Annotated in this window: 6 protein-coding genes; 2 read left to right on the plus strand and 4 right to left on the minus strand. The window is 66.4% G+C overall.

Going from position 1 to position 20,079, the window contains the following annotated elements:
- Window positions 1-6: 6 nt before the first annotated feature.
- Entirely contained in the window at window positions 7-954 is a 948-nt protein-coding gene (locus ACEWE8_RS14075) for an alpha/beta hydrolase (protein WP_012315377.1), read from the plus strand.
- A 142-nt stretch (window positions 955-1,096) separates the two neighbouring features.
- Here ACEWE8_RS14075 and ACEWE8_RS14080 read toward each other — a convergent pair whose 3' ends face one another.
- The 3 genes from ACEWE8_RS14080 to ACEWE8_RS14090 form a co-directional block, all read right to left on the minus strand.
- A complete protein-coding gene (locus ACEWE8_RS14080; protein ID WP_080952081.1) occupies window positions 1,097-3,631 on the minus strand; it encodes a TonB-dependent receptor in 2,535 nt (844 codons plus the stop codon).
- A gap of 273 nt (window positions 3,632-3,904) precedes the next feature.
- On the minus strand, window positions 3,905-6,997 hold the full coding sequence (locus ACEWE8_RS14085) for an amino acid adenylation domain-containing protein (protein WP_046785271.1): 3,093 nt from the start codon (window positions 6,995-6,997) through the stop codon (window positions 3,905-3,907).
- On the minus strand, window positions 6,994-17,208 hold the full coding sequence (locus tag ACEWE8_RS14090) for an amino acid adenylation domain-containing protein (protein WP_395589316.1): 10,215 nt from the start codon (window positions 17,206-17,208) through the stop codon (window positions 6,994-6,996). The genes ACEWE8_RS14085 and ACEWE8_RS14090 overlap by 4 nt, the downstream gene beginning before the upstream one ends.
- Before the next feature lie 181 nt (window positions 17,209-17,389).
- Between ACEWE8_RS14090 and ACEWE8_RS14095 the strand changes: the two genes are divergently transcribed.
- On the plus strand, window positions 17,390-18,520 hold the full coding sequence (locus tag ACEWE8_RS14095) for a cupin-like domain-containing protein (RefSeq protein WP_046785273.1): 1,131 nt from the start codon (window positions 17,390-17,392) through the stop codon (window positions 18,518-18,520).
- Window positions 18,521-18,608: 88 nt separating this feature from the next.
- On the opposite strand, the gene ACEWE8_RS14100 is transcribed toward ACEWE8_RS14095, so the two are convergent.
- Entirely contained in the window at window positions 18,609-20,000 is a 1,392-nt protein-coding gene (locus tag ACEWE8_RS14100) for an aspartate aminotransferase family protein (protein WP_046785274.1), read from the minus strand.
- Window positions 20,001-20,079 lie beyond the last annotated feature (79 nt).

Genomic DNA, 20,079 nt, shown 5'->3' on the forward strand with positions numbered 1-20,079 from the left:
ACCCGAATGTCCCTGGATTGCGATCTGGAAGCGTTCCTGGAACTGGCCGAACTCGGCCGCCTGACGGGCAAGAGCCAGCCCATGCATCAGTTGGGCATCGCCCAGGCGCGGGCGGAATTCGAAAACGCCTCGCGCCTGCTCGACCCCGACCCTCCCGCCCACGTCGAGGTGCGCGCCCTGCAGTTCAGTTGCCGCGATGGTGCGCAGTTGCCCGCCCGCCTCTACGTGCGCCCGGGCGTCACGCCCAAGGCCACCCTGCTCTACCTGCATGGCGGTGGCTATGTGGTCGGCAGCCTGGACTCGCATGACTGCGTGTGCCGGCGCCTGGCCTGCCTGGGTGACTATGCGGTGTTCGCTGCGCACTACCGGCTGGCGCCGGAGCAGCCGTTCCCGACGGCCCTGCACGATTGCCAGGACGCCGCCAGCTGGCTGCAGCACAGCGCCACCGAACTGGGCCTGCCGAGCGCGCTGGTGCTGGCCGGCGACAGCGCGGGGGCAACCCTGGCCACGGTGCTGGCGATCGAAGCCGCGCAACACCCGCAGGCCATGGCAGTGAAGGCGCAGCTACTGTTTTACCCTGTGACCGAAAGCAATACCCGGCGCGCCTCGCACCAGCGGTATGCCGAGGGTTATCTGCTGGAGAGCGGCACACTGGACTGGTTCTATGACCATTACCTGGGCGCCGCCCAGGCGCACAATGACTGGCGCGCCTCGCCTCTGCTGCACCCGGCGCTGCCGGCCATGGCGCCGGCGTATGTGAACCTGGCCCAGTACGACCCGTTGTTCGATGAAGGCCTGGACTATGCGCGCAAGCTTGAGGCGAGCGGCACACCGACCACCCTGCGCATAGAGGCGGGGCTGACCCACGACTTTCTGCGCATGTCGGGGATCACCGGAGCGACTGGCGAGGTGTATGCCGCGGCAGGATGCTGGTTGGAGCAGGTGCTGGCCTGATGCGAATCTGGGGCCGCTTTGCGGCCCATCGCCGGCAAGCCGGCGCAAAGGTACAGCGCAGACCTCAAGAACTGCGCTGTACCTGTGGGGGCCGGCTTGCCGGCGATGGGCTGCGCAGCAGCCCTGATTACGCTAACTGAAATCAGTACGTCGCCCGTACCGTCAGCATGAAGTTGCGTGGATCGCCATAGTAGTTGCCGTAGGTCGAGGTACCGACTGTCTGGTAGTACTTCTTGTCGAACAGGTTGTTGCCGTTGAGGGTCACGTTCCAGTGCTCGTCGATACGGTAGTCGACCATCGCGTTCCAGATCGCATAACCGCTCTGCTGGTATTCGAAAGGCACGTCGGACTGCACTACGTTGCCCAGGCTGTCGTAAGTCGCTGCAGTGCCGCTGACCTTGGTCGCACTCTGGATGTCCACGCCACCCCCGACGCGGAAGTCGTTCAGCACACCCGGCAAGCGGTAGGTGGTGAACAGCTTGGCCATGTGCTTGGGCGTGACGGTGCTTAGCGCAGAGCCCGTGTCGCGGTTCTTGTTGATGTTGAGGGTGTAGCTGGCCATCATCATCCATTCCGGCAGGATTTCGCCGGAGATTTCCATGTCGATGCCCTTGCTGATGGTTTCCCCACCATTGACGTAACAGCAGTTACCGCCGAATGCCACCTGGCTCAACGGGTAGTTCGGGTCCTGCACTGCCTGGTCTTCACGCTTGGTGTAGTACAGCGCAATGCTGGTGTTGACCGCACCGCCAAACAGCTCGCCCTTGATGCCGGTCTCGTAGGTTTTGCCGGTCATCGGGTCGAGGGTGCTGCCAGAGGTCGCAGGCCCGGCCAGCAAGTTCTGCTGTGGCTTGAAGATCTCGGCGTAGCTGGCATAGGCCGCCCATTCGTCCGTCAGGTCATAGACGATGCCGCCAAACGGGGTGACCTTGGTCGGTTCGCGCATGTCCACCCGCGACTGCTGGGTCCAGGTCGACCCGGTGGCGTCTGCCGTCTGGTAGGTCTGGTCGAACTTGTAGCGCTGTGCACGGGCACCGACGATCAGGTGCAACGGCTCGGCCAGTTGCAGGCGCAGGCTTGAGTACAGGCCGTATTGGGTCTGGCTGTTGGGCTTGTAGTCGCGGCTGATGACCGGCCTGGCGCCTGGATCATCCCATGGGGTGGAATCGGGATCGAATACATTGACCGGGCCGCCGGCAGTGGTGAAGCGGCCAGTGCCGCGCCAGCGGCTGTCGATCTCTTGATAGTCGCCACCCACCACCAGGCGGTGGTCGAGGCCGAACATGCTGAAGTCGCCGGAGACGTTGACATCCCAGAGGTTCTGCTCGCTCCACTGGGTGTTGTAGGTGCCGTAGCGGGTCACGCCGGTGCCGGTGACCGGGTTGACAGAGCCCAGCGTGGTGGCGTTGTTGGTGGTGATGGTGTCGTAGATGTTGGTGTAGCTGAGGTTGAGCTTCCAATCATCATTGAGGCGATGGTCGATCTTGGCGAAATACTCGCGGGAAAAACCGTCCGCGTACGCCCAGGTGGTAGACAGGCCGGTATGGCGCGGCAGGCCAAGGTCTGCACCGTTGCTGTAGCGTGGCACGGCCGAGGCGGTGCCGGTCTCGTGGACCTTGTTGAAACGCAAGCCCGCGGTGAGCATGGTGTCGTCGGTGACATCGGCTTCAAGCACGCCATAGAAGAACGGCTTGTCGGTGGCCCGGTTGTCGACGAAGTACTGGCGATCCTGGTAGGCCACCACCATACGGCCACGCAGCTTGCCGTCGAAGCCCAGCGGGCCGGTCACGTCCAGCTCGCTGCGGTAGTTGTCCCAGCTGCCCGCCGAGGCGGTGAACTTGAGCTGGTAGAAGTCCAGCGGGCGCTTGCGCACCAGGTTGATGATACCGCCCGGGTCACCGGTGCCGCCAAACAGTGCGCTGGCGCCACGCAGCACTTCGACATGGTCGAACTCGGCGATGTCGTAAATGTTCGACGCGTAAAAGCTGCCGGCGGTGGTGCCCAACGCCATGGGGGCGGCGCCGTCGAGCTGGATGTTCTGGATCGGGAAGCCGCGTGAATAGAAGTCCTGGATACGGAAGGTGTTGCTCTGCACGGTCACACCCGGCACGGCCTTCATCGCATCGTTGATGTCGGTGAACTGGCGGTCTTCGATGACCTGGCGGGTGATCACCGATACCGATTGCGGGGTTTCCTTCAACGAGGTCGGGCTCTTCGAGCCGACGCTGGTCAGGCCCGGCGTGTAGGAGCCGGTGTTCTCGGTAGCCTGGCCCATCCCCTGGCCCATGATGGTGGTTTCGCCGATAACCAGAGCACCGGCGCCGACATCACTGGTGTCGGTGCTGATCAACAGGACCGAATTGTTCTCGATGCGGTAGGTAAGGCCTGCGCCTTCGAGCAGTTGCGCCAGGGCCTGGTCCGGCTCCATGGTGCCGCTGACCTTGGGTGCACGCTTGCCGCTGACCAGGTCGGGCGAGTAGACCATCTGCAGGCCGGTCTGCTGGCCAAGGGCGATCAGGGCCTGGTCCAATGGCTGGGCTGCGATGTCCACCGCAACCGGCTGGGCATGGGCATGGGCCATGGCCAGGCTCAGCACCAGTGCCGAAGCCCGCAGGCTCCACTTCGATGGCCCGGCGGCCAAGGCTGCCCCCTTGTTTCGCATACGTTTGGACTTCATGTGCGCAACTGACTCCGACTGTTCTATGAGTGTGTAGGTGACGGTCTCGACGTACCGTTTCTATAAGGGCCTTACGCGTTCGAGCGACGCGTTTTCAGCGGCTTACAGGTAAGACGCACGAACGTGAAAAAAAATGATAACTTTTTTCATTTGCGTTCAATTTGTCGATGGCTCGGGGCTGCCTAACCTCGCACTCATGAAAAACCGGAAGGCTAATGCCAGTCGGTCAATAGATTTGGGGCCGCTTTGCGGCCCTATCAAACGCTGTTTGAGCTATGCCGTAAGGTTCTTCGCCTTGGCCAGCATCTGCTCCTTTTCCTCAGGGCTCATGCGCTCCAGTTGCAGGCGCGCCTGGGCAATCTTGAGCAACTGCCCGCGGTTTGCCTCGCTGGCCTGCAATGCCTCGGCCAGCCCCGCCACTGTGGGGTGCTCGAAGACCAGCGCCGGCGCCACTTCACAGTTCAACAACTTACGGATCCCAGCCACCAGCTTGATGATCAGCAGCGAATGGCCGCCGGCAGCGAAGAAGTCGGTGTGGATACCGATGCTGTCACGCCCGAGCAACTGCGCCATGCGCTGGGCCAGCAACGCCTGCAATGCGTCCTGTGGGGCATCCTGCTGGCCGCCCTGCTGCGGCAGCGGCAGCTGCAGCAGCGCGCGACGGTCGAGCTTGCCGTTGGCCAGGCGCGGCAGGCTCGGCAGGCAACGCAGCTGCGTCGGTACCATGGCCGCTGGCAGGCACTCGGCCAGCCGCGCACGCAGCGAGGCTTCATCGAGCCCTTCGGCTTCGCCGTGCACGGCGTAGCAAGCCAGCAGTTCCAGTTGCCCGGGCTGGGTTTCGATCGCCAGCACCGCCCCCTGCGCCACCCCGTCGATCTCCAGCAGGCGCGCTTCCACTTCGGCCAACTCGACACGGAACCCGCGAATCTTCACCTGGTGATCCTGCCGCCCCTGCAGCAGGATGCTGCCATCGGCCTGGTAACGGGCCAGGTCACCGCTGCGGTACAGGCGCTCGCCGGCTTGCAATGGGTTGTCGATAAAGCGCGACGCCCCCTGCTCGTCCCCCAGATAGCCCCGGCACAACTGGCGCCCGGCCACATGCAGTTCACCCAGCTCACCCACGCCCGCCAGTTGCCCTGCAGGCGTCAGCAAGTAAACGCGGTTGCCGGCCAGCACCTGGCCCAGGCTCGCCATCGGCGCCTCGGCCCGCAGTGGCTGGACCAGCACGCCGACGGTGGCCTCGGTCGGGCCATAGTGGTTGAACACCCGAGCCTGAGGCGCCAGCCGTGCGATGCGCGCCAGCAACTGCGCACTCGGCGCTTCGCCGCCCAGTACCAGGGTCGCTGGCAGGCTGGGCTGCGCGCTGTCGAGCAGCGCCGCCAGGTGCGACGGCACGATCTTCAGGCAATCGATACCTTCGTTGCGCACGAACGCGGCAAAGGCTGCCGGGTCCTGCATCACTGCGTCGCTGGCAACGTGCAAGGTGGCGCCAACCTGCAAGGCGCCGAACAGGCTGGTATGACCGAGGTCAGCCGCCACCGTGGCGCTGAACGCAAAGTGCCTGCAGGCCGAAAGGTCCAAGGCCTGCTCAGCGGCCTGCAGGTACCCGGCCAGTTGCCCGTGTTCGATGACCACCCCCTTGGGCTCACCGGTCGAACCCGAGGTAAACAGCACATAGGCCGCCGTATTGGCCGTGAGCGCTTGCGCCTCGAACGGCGCAGAAGTGTCCGCCAACTGCTCGAACAGCGTGGCATCGATCTGCAACTGCGCGCCGGCCAGGCGGCTGACCTGCTCGCGTCGCGCTGCGGGCCAGAGCGGGTCCAGCGGCAGGTACGCAGCGCCGCACTTCCAGCAGGCCAGCACCGCCGCCAGCCAGTGCACCGAGCGCGGCAGGGCCAGGCCGACAACGCTGGCGCTGCCAACGCCCTGGGCCTGCAGGTGCGCGGCCAGCGCAGTGGCCAGCTGGTCGAGCTGCTGCCAGCTCCACCCCTGCCCTTGCTCGATGATCGCCAGCGCCTGGGGCTGTTCGCGCAGCCAGCGAGCGACCCGTTCGGGCAGCAGTTCGGTGACCGCTGGCAGTGCAGCCTGGGCGTTACGCTCAAGCACCAGGCGACGCTGTTGCTCACCGACAAGGCCCAGGCTGGCCAAGGCCGCGTCTGGTTTCTGAGCGATGCTTGCCAGCAGCGTTACGTACTGCTCGAGCAGTAGCTGCGCCAGTGCCGGGCTATGCCACGAGGCCCAGTACTGCAACAGCGCCTGTGGCGCTGCGCGGTCGCTGTCGACTTGCAGCAGCAGGTCGGGGCCGACCCTCGGCGCGTCCATGCCCACTACCTGCCAACCACCGGCCAGCGGCGGGCAGGCGGGGATCAGGCGAAAACCGATGGCGGCAGGCTCCAGCGCGGGCGTCTGCTCGGGGGTGAAGTATTCCTGCCAAACGGCATGCTGCTCCAACTGCGCGGCCAGGCCGTGCAGCCAGGTACGCAGTGGCTGCTCGGCCTGGTAGTCGACAAGCACCGGCAGCTGCTTGTGATACACCCCTGCGCTGTCGGCGAAATAGGCGTAGTCGCCGCGGCTGTCGTGGCACCAGTTCACCACCTGCGCAGGCTGACCATCGAGCCGCGCCAGCAGCAGCCACCAGGCTGCCTGCAACACCATGTCCAAGGGCAGGCCAAGGCCGGCCAGGTGCTGCACAACGGCCGGGTCAAGCGCGGCGCGGGCCTGCGCGCGCTCACCGCGCGGGCTGCCTTGCGGGGGGCGCCAGGGCAGTTGCTGGGCGCTTGCGGGCTTGCCGTTCAGCGCGTTCCAGTAGCTGCGCGCAGTGCTGGCGTCTTCATCCACCACCACCTCGCTGCGCCACTGCAGGTACTGTTCGAAATCGCCGTCTTCGGCTGTTCCCAGTGTGCCCTGGCAGATCGCCGCAAGGCTTGCAGCCAGGGCCGGCAGGCTGGCAGCGTCAACCAGCGCAGCGAGCACACCAAGCACCAACTGGCAGCGCCCCTCGGCCTGCTCGCACACCAGCACGGCGACGCCCGCCCCGGCCTGCACATCCACCTCACGCTCGAACCAGGCCTGGCGGCCGGCGGTATCGCCCGCCGCCAGCCACGTCAGGTCCACCGCTGCCGCCTCGCGCTGAAAAAACTGACGCAGGCCGCGATAACCGGCGGCTTGGCCGATGCGCAGGCGCAGCGCGTCGTGCTGGCCCTGCCACAGCTGCAGGGCAGCCCGCAGCGCGGCGGGCGCCGGCACGCTGTCGAGCTGCAAGGTGATGCAGCGCGCCGCGTCCTGCCAGCGGGCAGGCAGTGCAGTCAGCTCGAGCACCTGCATGGGCAACAACGGCAGGCCGCTCGTTTCGACAGTGATGTTCATGCTTGCACTCCTGTGCGGTTCAAGGTGAGGGTTTCAAGGTCGGCACGTTGCATCATGTCGCCCATGGCGACGACGATCTTGCGTGGCCCCTGGAACGGGTCGCGGGCATGTGCGGCCAGCATGTTGTCGAGCAGGATCACGTCACCGGCCTGCCAGTCGAAACGCACCGCGCACGCCTCGTACAGCTCACCGATCAACGCCATGTCGGCGTCTTCGATCGGGCTGCCATCGCCGTAGTACACCTGACGCGGCATGCGCTCCAGGCCATACAGCGCCAACAGGTCCTCGCGCACGTCGGCATCCAGGCAGAACACGTGGTGCAGTTGCACCTGGTTGAAGAAACTCTTCTCACCGCTGACCGGGTGCTCGATCACCGCCGGGCAAGGCGTGCGGATCTGCAGTTCGTCGTTGTCCAGCCAGCGCCACTGGATACCCGACGCCTGGCAACGGCGCTCGACATCCGCACGCGAGTCGGTCTTGAAAAAATGCTGCCAGGACACGTCCAGCTTGTCGGTGAAAGTACGTACGTAGAGCAGGCCCTTGTCCTCGAAACGCTGGCGCAGGGGTGCGGGCAGGCGCTGATACATCTGCCGGCAATCGACCACCGGGGTGGCACCGCCAACCGGCGAAGGCAGTTCACAGAAGAACAGCTGTTTGCGCGGCCAGCGGTCCTGGTGGGCACTTTCGTTGTGGAAGAGGATCATCTTCTGCTCCGGATACGGCGTGGAGCGGTAGGTGTTCTTGCCGCCTTCCTTCTTAGGCAGGTCACCGTACTGGCCGTACAGCCCAGGCTGCACAGCCTCGGCGAAGGCCTCGAAGTCCTGCGGGGTCTGCAAGCCGAAACCGCGGAACAGAATGCCGCCATGAGCCACCAGTTTGCGTTCGATCTCGGCACGGTGCTTCACCACCCAGTCGGTCAGGCTCACGCCGGGATCGACCGGTTCGATCAGCAACGGAAAGGCCTGCCCCGGCACCATCGCAGCCTCGCGCACTGCGCTGGCCGGCCGGCTTGGCGTGCCGGCGCCGCGCTTGAGGAAACTGCCCAGCTTGTCTTTTTTGGGTTGCCCGCCGGCGGCGGCAGGCGCCGCCACGATTTCACTGTGAAGCGCCATAGTGATCTCTCTCAGTTGGATGTGTGGGTTGCCCAGCACCTGGCCCAGGATGTCCAGCCAGCCACGCAGCAGTGCCTGGACCCGTTCTGCCTTGAACAGCTGTGTGGCGTACTGCCAGGTGACGCGCCAGCCGTCCGCGACCGGGTCGATGAACAGCGCCATGTCGAATTTCGAATAGCCGCCCGCCTGCGGCAGCACCTGCACACTCAGGTCGGCCAGGCCGCCATGCGCCAGCGGCATGTCGTTCATCACGAACAGCACCTGCACCAGCGGGTTCATGCCTGGGTGGCGCGGCGCGCCAGCAGCCTCGACGATCAGGTCGAACGGCAGCGCCTGCTGCTCGCTGGCATCGAGCAAGGTGGTGCGGGTGCGCGCCAGCCACGCGGCGAAGTCCAGTTGTTCGTCCAGTTGCGAGCGCAGTGGCAGAACATTGACGAAGAAGCCGATCAGCGCCTCAAGGTCGGGGTGTTCGCGGCCGGCGACATCCGCCCCGAGCAGCAGGTCGTGCTGGCCGCTGGCGCGGTGCATCAGCAGCTGGAACGCCGCCAGCAGCAGCATGTAGGGGGTCACGCCCAATTGCGCGGCCCGTTCGCGTACCGCCACGACCGTAGCCGGCGGCAGCTCGTGATAGAGGTTCTCCCCCGCCTGGGACGCCTTGGCCGGGCGCGGCAAGTCAGTGGGTAACTGCAAGCGCCCGCTGCTACCGTGCAAGGCCGTGCGCCACCACTGCGCCGGGGCCTGCAGCAGCCCGGCACGCTCGCGCTCGGCCTGCCATAGCGCATAGTCGGAGTACTGCAGCACCAGCGGCGCCAGCACGGGCGCCTGGCCACGGGCAAGGGCGCTGTAGCTGGCGATCAGTTCGTTGACCATCAGCGCCATCGACCAACCATCGGAAATGATGTGATGCATGTTGAGCAGCAGCACATGGGCGTCGCCGGACAGGCGCAGCAGGCGTGCACGCAGCATCGGCGCCTGGTCCAGGGGCACCGGCTGACGCACGTTGGCCAGTTGCGCTTCAAGCACGCGCAGCTGTTGCTCGGCGGCAGCCAAAAGGCTCAGGTCGTCCACTGGCAGGTCCAGGTCGACCGCCGCCTGGATCACCAGCAGCGGTTCACCTTCGTCGTCACAGTCCACCGCGCTGCGCAGCACTTCGTGGCGCTGCACCAGCACCTGCAATGCCTGCTTCAGGCATGCGGGCTGCAACGGCCCGTCCAAGCGCAGGCCCAGCGGCATGCCGTACGCCCCGCTACCCTGGGCAAACTGTTCGGCAATCCACAACCGGCGCTGGGCCAGCGACAGCGGTGCGCTGGCCTTGGCGCCCAGTGCGCGCAGTTGCGGGCCGGTATCGCTTACCGGCTGCGCCTGGCGCAGGCGCTGAGCGAAATCACACAAGCGCGGGGCGCTGAACAGGTCGCGTACGCCGACCCCAGTGTGGCCGTCGCGGTGCAGCCGCGCCACCACCTGCGTGGCCAGCAGTGAGTGGCCACCAGCCTCGAAGAAGTGCTCGAAACGGCCCACTTCACGCCTGCCCAGCACACTGGCCCAGGCCTGGGCGACCTCGCGTTCGAGCGCATCCAGGGGCGCACTGAACGCTGCTTCAGAGGTGTCGACCTCGATCGACGGCAATGCCTTGCGGTCGACCTTGCCGTTGGGGTTCAGCGGCAAACTGTCGAGCAGTTGCAGGCGTGACGGCACCATGTAGGGCGGCAGCACGGCGCGCAACGCGTCGAGGATGCGCTGACGCAACCCGGCATCGGCCTGCGAACCGCTGACCGGTACCAGCCAGGCGGCCAGGTGCAGGTCGGCACCTTGACCGGCCGGCATCACCACGGCCTCGCGCACCTCAGGCAGGGCCAGCAGGCAGGCTTCGACTTCGCCGGGCTCGACGCGGAAACCGCGGATTTTCACCTGGTGGTCCAGGCGGCCGATGAACACCAGCTCGCCATTGGCCTGCTGCCGCACCAGGTCACCACTGCGGTACAGGCGGCCCCCGCCGACCGTGTCGTAGGGGTCGGGCACGAAACGTTCAGCGGTCAGCGCCGCCTGGCCAAAGTAACCACGCGCCAGGCATGGGCCGCCGATATACAGCTCGCCGTCAGTGCCGGTATCGAGCAGTTGCAAGGCTGCATCGAGCAGGTAAGCGGTACGCCCCGGCACCGGCGTTCCGATCGGCGCATAGCCGGTGTCGATGCGGGTAGACCCGTCGGCCTGCCACAGCAGCGGGGTGATCACTGTTTCGGTAGGGCCGTAGCCGTTGACGATACGCTGCGGCTGCAAGTGGGCCTGGATTCGCTCGAAGCCTTCACGCGCCAGCGCCTCCCCGGCCACATTCATGCAGCGCACCGGCAGTGCCCGGCCCTGCTGATGCGCCCACTCGGCCAGCTGACAGGCGTACTGGGTGGGGAAGTAGACCACGCTGGCGCGCTCGCGCTCGATCACCTCGAATGCCTGGGCCGCGGTCCAGATCTCATCGCCACGCACGATGCAGCAGGCGCCCTGGCTCAACGGCAACAACCACTGCTCAGTGCCCCAGTCGAAGTTGATCGAAGCGAAGTGCACGAAGCGGTCCTGCGCCGTCACCTGGTACTGGCCGACCATGGTCGCGATGTGCGCGGCGATGGCGCCATGGGTCAGGGCCACACCCTTGGGGCGACCGGTGGAGCCGGAGGTGTAGATCAACCCCAACAGGTTGTCGGCGCAGGCTCGCGGCGCAGGGTTATCGTCCAGCGGCGCCAGGGGCTGGTCCAGCCACAACCAATCGGCCGTGCCTGCCAGCGCCAGTGGCTGCGCGGCGCTGCGGGTGCCCAGCACCAGCCTGACGGCGCTGTCGTCGAGCATGTCCTGCAGACGCTGACGCGGGTATTGCGGGTCCAGCGGCACGTAGCCGGCACCGGCCTTGAGGATCGCCAACAGGCCGACAACCATCGCCAGGCCTCGCTCGCTGCACAGCCCTACCAGGTCCTCGGGGCCGACACCCCGCGCGATCAACTGTTGCGCCCAGGCGTTGGCCAAGCCGTTGAGCTGGCCGTATTCCAGCGTGCCGTCCTCGGCAACCACCGCCACGGCGCGCGGGTTGCGCGCCGCCTGGGCCTCGATCAGCTGGTGCACGCCCAGTGCCGGAACACTGCCGTCAGCGGCCTGCCATTGACCCTGGCAACGCTGACGGCTGGCGGCATCCAGCAGGCTCAGCTCAGCCAGGCATGGGTTACCGGCGCCAGCGATCGCCTGCAACAGGTGGCCAAACTGGCCGGCCAGGCGCTGCACGTCGGCCAGGCTGAAGGCGTCGTGGCGCAAGCGATAGTCGACCTGCAACTGCTCACCCATGCCCACCGACAGGGTCAGGGCGTAGTGGGGTTGCTCGTGGCTGGCCGGCACACCGAAGCGCGGCCCGTCACCGCCACCTTGCAGCACCTCGGCCACGGGGTAGTTCTCGAACGCCAGCAAGGTGTCGAACAGTGCCTCGCCAGCCCTGCCCGCCCAGCGCTGGATGTCGGCCAGTGGCGTGTATTCGTGCTCGCGCAGTGCCAGGTTGCTGGCCTGCAGCTGTTGCAGCCAGTCGTCCAGGCGCTGCTCAAGGCGCGGAGCGGCCACCAACGGCACGGTGTTGATGAACAGCCCCAGTTGCGCCTCGATGCCCGGCAACTGAGAAGGCCGCCCCGATACCGAAACACCGACGCAGACGGTGTCCTGACGGCAGTGCCGTTGCAGCAGCAAGAGCCAGGCCGCCTGCACCAATGTATTGACGGTAACCTTGCGCGCCCGCGCCGCCGCCTTGATCTGCGCCGATGCAGCGCTGCCAAGGCGTTGCTGCCACAGGCCGTAGCCAGCCGCTTCAACGCTGCGGCGCTGGCTGGCGAGCAGTGTTGGCGCCTGCATGCCCTGCAGCTGCGCCTGCCAGAACGACTGGTCCTGCTGGCGGTCACGCGTGGCCAGCCAGGCCAGGTAGGTACGTGGATGCGCAGGTGCCTGGCGGGGTGCCTGGCCACGGTAGCGTTGCATCACTTCAGCCAGCAACCGGGCATGGCTCCAGCCATCGAGCAGCAGGTGGTGATGGGTGTAGATCATGTGCCAGCGCTGTTCGCCCAGGCGCACCAGGGTGATGCCCAGCAAGGGCGCCTGATCAGTCGCGGCCATGGCCAGGCGCTGCTGCTCGGCCAGGATTTGCAGGTGGTCGGCCGACGCGGCCTGGTCGCGCCAGTCGAGCTGGCTGAACGGCAGTTGCAACTGGCGGCGGATCACCTGCACGGGTTGCTGCACGTCGACCGGCCAGTGAAAGCTGGCACGCAGCCCCGCGTGGGTGTCCAGCGCCGCCTGCCAGGCGGCCTGGAAGCGTTGCGGGTCGAGCTGGTCGATATCCAGGCGCAACTGGTTGATGTAGTCGCCGGCGGCGGCCGCATGCAGGCAATGGAACAGCAGGCCCTGTTGCAAGGGAGAAAGCGGCAGGATGTCCTCGACCTGGGCCAGGTCCACTGCCAGGGCGGCGAGCCCGGTGCTGTCCAGGTTGCTCAGCGGGAAGTCCGACGGCGTGGCACTGGCAACCCCCGGTTGCAGGCAGTGATCGACCAAGGCGCGCAGCTGGCTGGCGAAATCGCTGGCCAGCGCGTCGATGGTGGCCTCGTCGTACATCGCCTGGCTGTAGCCGAAACTGATGCCCAGCTCGCCCTGGTAGACCTGCCCCTCCACGCTCAGCCAGTTGGCCAGGGGCGCGTCGCCATCCTGCCCCTGCCCGGCCCCTTGAGGGTCGGGCTGCCACAGCGCACCCTTCTCGAACTGGCTGTCGAACTGGCCCAGGTAGTTGAACGTCACCCGCGGTTGCGCCTGGCGCGCCAGTTGCTCGCGTTGCGCCGGTGTGCCCAGGTAACGCAGCACCCCATAGCCCAGGCCACGCTGGGGTACGGCGCGCAGTTGTTCCTTGATGGCCGCGATGCAGGCACCGGGCTGTGCTTGCGGACGCAAGGCGACCGGATACAGGCTGGTGAACCAGCCCACGGTACGGGTCAGGTCGATATCCTCGAACAGCTCCTCACGGCCATGCCCTTCGAGCTGCACCAGCACCTGCTGATTGCCGCTCCAGTTACACAGGGCACGGGCAAGGGCCGCCAGCAGCAGGTCGTTGACCTGCGTACGGTAGGCACTCGGCGCCTGTTGCAGCAGGGCCTGGGTAAAGGCCGGCGGGAAACTGACCCGTACCTTGCGCTCATCCGCCACGCGCGTCTGCGTTACCGCACGGTCACGTGGCAGGGCCTGCGCCCCGGCCTCGCCAAGTGCCAGCCAGTAATCGAGCTGCCCCGCACAGGCGTCGGCATGCCCGGCCAGGCGCTCGGCCCAGGCCTGGTAGCTGCTGGTCCGGGCAGGCAACGGCTGGCCCAGGCAGGCACGTTGCAGGTCTTCGAGCAGGATGCGCCAGGAAACGCCGTCGACCACCAGATGGTGGATCACCAGCAGCAGGCGCTGACTGCCGTCGGCCATGGCCACCAGCATCGCCGCCAGCAATGGCCCCTGATCGAGCCGCAGGCTGCGCTGGGCCTCATCGCACAATGCAGCCAGCGCTTGCTCGCTGCCTGCCTGGCGATGCCAGAGCTGCGGCACGCCAGCAGAGGCCGGCGCGTGGTGCTGCTGCCATTGGCCATCAGCCTGGGTGAAGCGCAGGCGCAAGGCGTCGTGCTGCGCCACCACCTGAGCCAGGGCCTGCTGCAGCTGCGCCGCTTGCAGCGGTTCGCGGGGCACCAGCAGCACGGCCTGGTTCCAGTGCTGGCGCACCGACATGGGCGTGTCGAAAAACTGCAGCTGCACCGGGGTCAGGCGTGCCTCGCCCTCAGCCGGGCGCTGGTCGGCCTGGCGGCTGTCCACGCTGCCCGCAGCCTGGGCCAGAGCGCGCAGCGTCTGGTGCTGGAACAGGTCACGCGGACTCAGCGCCAGCCCGGCCTGACGGGCGCGGCTGACGACCTGGATGGCAATGATCGAGTCGCCACCGAGTTCGAAGAAGTTGTCGTCCAGGCCCACCTGCGCGGTGCCCAGCACCTCGCACCAGACCTTTGCCAGCTGGCGTTCGGCCGCGCTCTGAGGCGCAACATGGGTACCCTGTGCCCCGGCCTCGGGCTGTGGCAGGGCCTTGCGATCGAGCTTGCCGTTGGGTGTCAGCGGCAGGCCGTCCAGTGGCATCAGCTGGCTGGGCACCATGAATTCGGGCAGGCTTTGCAGCAGCCAGTCCTTGAGCTGCCCTTGCCAGCCCTCAGGCGTTGCATTGAGCACCAGGTAAGCCACCAACCGGCGACCATCGAGGGCCAGCACTACGCACTCGCGTACCAGCGCATGCTCGGCCAGACGCGCCTCGATCTCACCCAACTCGATGCGCAAACCACGGATTTTCACCTGGTGATCGAAGCGCCCCAGGTACTCGATCACACCGTCGGCACGCTGGCGCACACGGTCACCGGTACGGTACAGACGCTCGCCGGTGCCGAACGGGTCGGCGACGAAGCGCTCGGCCGTCAGCCCTGGGCGGTGGTGGTAGCCGCGCGCCAGGCCCACCCCGCCCAGGTACAACTCACCGGCCACACCGACAGCGACGGGCTCAAGGCCGGCGTCGAGCACATAGGTGCGGATATTGGCGATCGGCTGGCCGATAGGCACGCTGTCCTTGCCCTCTTCGACGCAGGTCCAGTGGGTGACATCGATGGCAGCCTCGGTGGGGCCATAAAGGTTGTAAAGCCCCGCTGCAGGCAAACGCGCGAACACCTGGCGCTGGGCGTCCACAGGCAGCGCTTCGCCACTGCAGACGATGCGCGACAGGGTGCTGCAGGCGTGCACACCGGGCTCATGGATGAAGGCCTGCAGCATCGAAGGCACGAAGTGCAGCGTGGTCACCCGGTAGTGCTCGATGGCGCGGATCAGGCGTTGCGGATCGCGGTGCTCGCCCGGCGCCGCGATGGCCAGGCGGGCGCCGGTCATCAACGGCCAGAAGAACTCCCACACCGACACGTCGAAGCTGAACGGGGTTTTCTGCAGCACCGTATCGCTGGCGTCCAGGCCATAGGCTTGCTGCATCCAGCACAGGCGGTTGGTCAGCGCCTGGTGGCTGTTACCCGCGCCCTTCGGGCGCCCCGTAGAGCCGGAGGTATAAATGACATAGGCCAGCTGCGTCGGCTCGACCTTGAGACCCGGGGTGCTGTCCGGCATCGTGTCCAGCACCAGGGTGTCGAGCGCCACGCACTGCACACCGTGCGGCAGCGGCAGGCTGTCGAGCAGCGCCTGCTGGGTCAGCAGCAGGCCAATGCCGCTGTCCTCGATCATGTAGGCCAGGCGCTCCTCAGGGTACTCCGGGTCCAGGGGCACATAGGCCCCACCGGCCTTGAGGATCGCCAGCAAGGCAACGACCATCTCGATGCTGCGCTGAGCCGCGACCCCGACCAGGCTGTCGCTGCCCACACCTTGACCACGCAGGTAATGGGCCAGGCGATTGGCCTGGGCATCGAGCTCGGCGTAGCTGAGCAGGCTATCGGCGAACAGCAGTGCCGGCGCGTGCGGGGTGCGTTGCGCCTGGGCCTCGATCAGCTCATGCACGCCATACTGCAGCGGGTAGCTGGCAGCCGTGGCGTTCCAGTCCTGCAGCACCCGTTGGCGGCTGGCCTGGTCGAGCATGGGCAGTTGCCATAGCGGGCGTGCAGGGTCAGCCACCAACTCACGCAGCACGGTGAGCCAGTGGCCCGCCATGCGCTCGATGGTCGCCGCATCGAACAGGTCGGTCGCGTAAGTGAACGCAGCGCGCAGCACGCCACCCTGCTCGTACGTGTCCAGGCTCAGATCGAACTGGGTGGTGCGGCTGCGCCACTCCAGTGCGGACAGTTCCAGGCCAGAGCCCAGCGTGACCGCAGCCAGGTCGGCCACCTGCGGCTGGTGGTTGTACATCACCTGGAACAACGGCGCGTGGCTCAGGTTGCGCTCCACCTTGAACGCATCGACCAGGCGCTCGAAGGGCAGGTCCTGATGGGCCTGGGCGCCCAGCACGGTTTGCCGCACGGCCTGCAAATAGGCCAGTGCGTCAGTTTGGCCATCCGGCTGCAGGCGCAATACCTGGGTGTTGACGAACAGGCCGATCAGCCCCTCGACTTCTGCGCGGTTGCGGTTGGCCACCGGGCTGCCGATGCGCAGGTCGCACTGGCCGGTGTAACGCTGCAGCAGCACGCCGAAAGCACCGAGCAGGACCATGAACAGCGTCAGGTTGTGCTGCGCCGCAAAACTGCGCAGTTGCTGAGCAAGCACCGTGTCCACCACCAGCTCCTGGCGGCTGCCTTTGAAACTGGGCGCGGCCGGGCGTGGGCGGTCGAGCGGCAACTCCAGCACCGGCTGCTCTTCACCCAACGTGGCTTGCCAGTAGGCCAGCTGGCGTTCGAGTTCGCCGGCTTCAAGCCAGCGCCGCTGCCACAGGGCGTAATCGACATACTGGATCGGCAGCGCCGGCAGTTGCGGCTGTGTGCCAGCGGCGCAGGCGTCATAACAGCGGCTGAATTCGTCGATCAGCACATTCATCGACCAACCGTCAGCGACGATGTGGTGCAAGGTGAGCAGCAACACGTGGTCCTGCTCAGCCAGTTGCAGCAGGCGGATGCGCAGCAACGGGCCATGCTCCAGGTCGAAGGGGCACAGCGACTCGGCCTCGACCTCGGTTTGCACCCGTGCCTGGCGGGCGTCTTCGGCCAGCTCGCGCAGGTCCAGGCGCTGGATCTGCGGCGCGCCCGGGCGGTGCACCTGGCACAGGCGCTCATCGGCCTGCTGCTGGAACACACAGCTCAGGCTCTGGTGGCGTTCGAGCAGGTGGCTGAACGCCTGCTGCAAGGCGGCCTCGTCAAGTGCTCCCTTGAGGCGGACCGCACCTGGCAGGTTATAGGCACCGCTGTGCGGATCCAGCTGCCAGAGCACCCACATGCGTTGCTGGGCGAACGAGGGTGCAAGACGGTCTTGCGCCGCCACCCCGGCCGGAATAGGGAACTGGGAAAAGTCGATGCCCTCTCTGGCCAGGGTTTCAAGGAACAGGCGGCGCTTTTCCAGCGGCAATTCAATGAAACGGCGGGCCAGTTGCAGGGACTTTTCGGGATTCATCAGCTTGCTTTCCGTACGAGTGGGGTACCACGGGCAGTGCCCGGCTATCCCTACGAAACGGATACAACCTGCAAAAAATTAACACCGCCAACCCCCTGGCCAGCGCCGGGCAGCGCGCTAAATTTCGCAGCCCGCCCTTCGTTCCGTTCTCACACCCCTCCCCCCACGAAGAGGCTGCGCCGTGGAACTGCAACCTTTGCTGAGCAAGCTGTTCGCCAATGCCGGTGCCGTCGGCGTCGAAGGCACCTTCCAATTCATCTTCGGCCCGCAGCAGGCCTACTGGTGCGAAGCTGGTACCCAGCCGCGCACCGAGGCCGGTCGGCATGCCACGCCGGATGTCACCATCGAAGTCACCCAGCAAGACCTGCTGGGCATCATGGCCGGCAGCGCCAACGTCGAAGAGCTGTTTGCTGGCGGCCGGCTGAAAATCGGCGGCAACCTGGGCCTGGCCACCCTGCTGCCGCAAATCATCGACCTGGCGCGCAAGGGGGTGACGGCGCAGAAGACCGACATGAACCAGCGCCATGTCACGCCACCGCGCTACAGCGAACGTGTGTCGGCCAGCCTGCCACAGCTGACCGAGGTAGAAAGAATCCCCGCCGCGCAGCTGGATGCCGAGCGCTTCCAGCGCAACTTCCTGCCGTACGGCACACCGGTGGTGATCAGTGACGCCCTGCGTGAGTGGAAGCTGTTCAACCTCGAGCGCCAGGCTTCGCTGGAGCACTTCGCCGAACTGCAGGGCATCACCCGCCATGGCGACTATGTGAAGAAGACCTTCTCCACCGAGCGCGACTTTCGCTCCACTTCCATGGCAGATTTCATCAACTCGCTGGACAACCCGCAGCCACGCACCGGCAACGGCGAGCCACCGGCTTACATGGGCAACAACATCGTGCCTGCGCAGTTGCTTGAGCTGATCCAGTACCCGCCCTACTTCGAGCGCTCGCTGTACATCGCACCGCGCATCTGGATCGGCCCCAAAGGCACCCTCACCCCTTTGCACCGCGACGATGCCGACAACCTGTTCGCCCAGGTGTGGGGGGACAAGTCGTTCATCCTGGCAGCGCCGCACCATCGCCCGGCACTCGGCACCTGGTCGACCTCACCCAAGGGCGGCCTGGACGGGTGCGACTTCAACCCCGATGCGCCGGATTACCAGCGCTTCCCTGACGCGCGCGGGGTGACCTTCCTGCGCGTGCTGCTGCAAGCCGGCGACCTGTTGTTCCTGCCCGAAGGCTGGTTCCACCAAGTGGAGTCGGTGTCGACATCACTGTCGGTGAATTTCTGGGTCAACTCCGGGCGCGGCTGGTAAGCGGCACAGGACGCGACAGGCATGCCGCGCCAACTCCCGTGGCAGCGGGCTTGCCGAGAAATGGGGCGCAACGCGCCCCCTCGTGAGCTCAGACCGCCGCAGCCAGTGCCTCGGCAAAGCGCTGCGCCACGTCATCGATCTGCTGCGCGCTGATGATCAGCGGCGGCAGGAAGCGCACCACCGCACCGTGGCGCCCACCCAACTCCAGAATGAGCCCGCGCTTGAGGCATTCGCGCTGTACCTTGGGTGCCAGTTCGCGATTGGCCGGTGGGTGGCCCAGCACGTCGCGCGGGCCTTGCACATCGACCAGTTCGACCCCGAGCATCAGGCCACGCCCACGGATATCGCCCAACTGCGGATAGTCGCGTTGCAGCCGCTGCAGGTGATCACGCAGGCGCTGGCCCATGGCCTGGGCATGCTCGGCCAGCCGATGCTCGACCAGGTAGTTGATCACCGCCGAACCCGCCGCCATGGCCATCTGGTTGCCACGGAAGGTGCCGGCATGGGCGCCCGGCTTCCAGGTGTCGAGCCAGTCGCGGTACACCACCACCGCCAGCGGCAGGCTGCCACCAATGGCTTTGGACAGGGTGACCACATCCGGCACGATGCCAGCGTGCTCGAAGGCGAACATCCGCCCGGTACGGGCAAAACCGCTCTGAATCTCATCGACGATCAGTGCCACACCGGCTTGCTCGGTGATGCGGCGCACCCCCTTGAGCCATTCGACATCGGCAGGAATCACCCCGCCTTCGCCCTGCACCACCTCCAGGATCACGGCAGCGGGCAGCGGCACGCCGCTTTCAGGGTCGAGCAGCAGGTTCTCCAGGTAATGCAGGTTGGCCTTGACCCCGGCTTCGCCACCCAGGCCGAACGGGCATCGGTAGTCGTAGGGGTACGGCATGAACTGCACCCCGTTGCCCAGCAAGGCACCCAGCGGCTGCTTGGGGCCATGGCTGCCCATCAGGCTCAGCGCGCCCTGACTCATGCCATGGTAGGCGCCCTGGAAGGCCAGCACGGTGCTGCGCCCGGTGGCGCTGCGCACCAGCTTGAGCGCTGCCTCCACGGCGTCGGTCCCGGTCGGGCCGCAGAACTGCACCTTGGCTTCACGGCGCAATGCTTCGGGCAGGATGCCGAACAGGTCCTGAACGAAGGGGTCCTTGACCGGCGTGGTCAGGTCGAGTGTGTGCAAGGGTATTTCATCGGCCAGTACACGCTGGATGGCCTCGATCACCACCGGGTGATTGTGGCCCAGGGCCAAGGTGCCGGCGCCCGCCAGGCAGTCGATGAACTGCCTGCCCTCGACATCTTCGACATGGATGCCACGGGCGCGCTTGAGTGCCAGCGGGATGCGCCGCGGATAGCTGCGGGCGTTGGATTCCTGTTGCTGCTGGCGTTGCAGCAGGGGCGACTCGGTGAACTCGTACAGCGGTTGCGGCGCACTGGCCGGCGGGACCTGGGCAAGGCTGGAAGCAGTCGACATGGGTAAATCCTCGCAAGCAAGCGAATGTGCGGGTAGTTGTCGCTTGGAAAACGCTTGGCTGGGGGGAGGATTTAGCGCT

It is taken from the genome of Pseudomonas sp. TR47 (genome assembly GCF_044143025.1).
In the GTDB taxonomy this organism is placed as follows: domain Bacteria; phylum Pseudomonadota; class Gammaproteobacteria; order Pseudomonadales; family Pseudomonadaceae; genus Aquipseudomonas; species Aquipseudomonas putida_E.

What these genes read in the sequence shown, in the direction of transcription:
- ACEWE8_RS14075 (WP_012315377.1), top strand. Translation starts at nt 7, where the DNA reads ATGTCCCTGGATTGCGATCTGGAAGCGTTCCTGGAACTGGCCGAACTC.
- ACEWE8_RS14080 (WP_080952081.1), bottom strand. Translation starts at nt 3,631, where the DNA reads ATGAAGTCCAAACGTATGCGAAACAAGGGGGCAGCCTTGGCCGCCGGG.
- ACEWE8_RS14085 (WP_046785271.1), bottom strand. Translation starts at nt 6,997, where the DNA reads ATGAACATCACTGTCGAAACGAGCGGCCTGCCGTTGTTGCCCATGCAG.
- ACEWE8_RS14090 (WP_395589316.1), bottom strand. Translation starts at nt 17,208, where the DNA reads ATGAATCCCGAAAAGTCCCTGCAACTGGCCCGCCGTTTCATTGAATTG.
- ACEWE8_RS14100 (WP_046785274.1), bottom strand. Translation starts at nt 20,000, where the DNA reads ATGTCGACTGCTTCCAGCCTTGCCCAGGTCCCGCCGGCCAGTGCGCCG.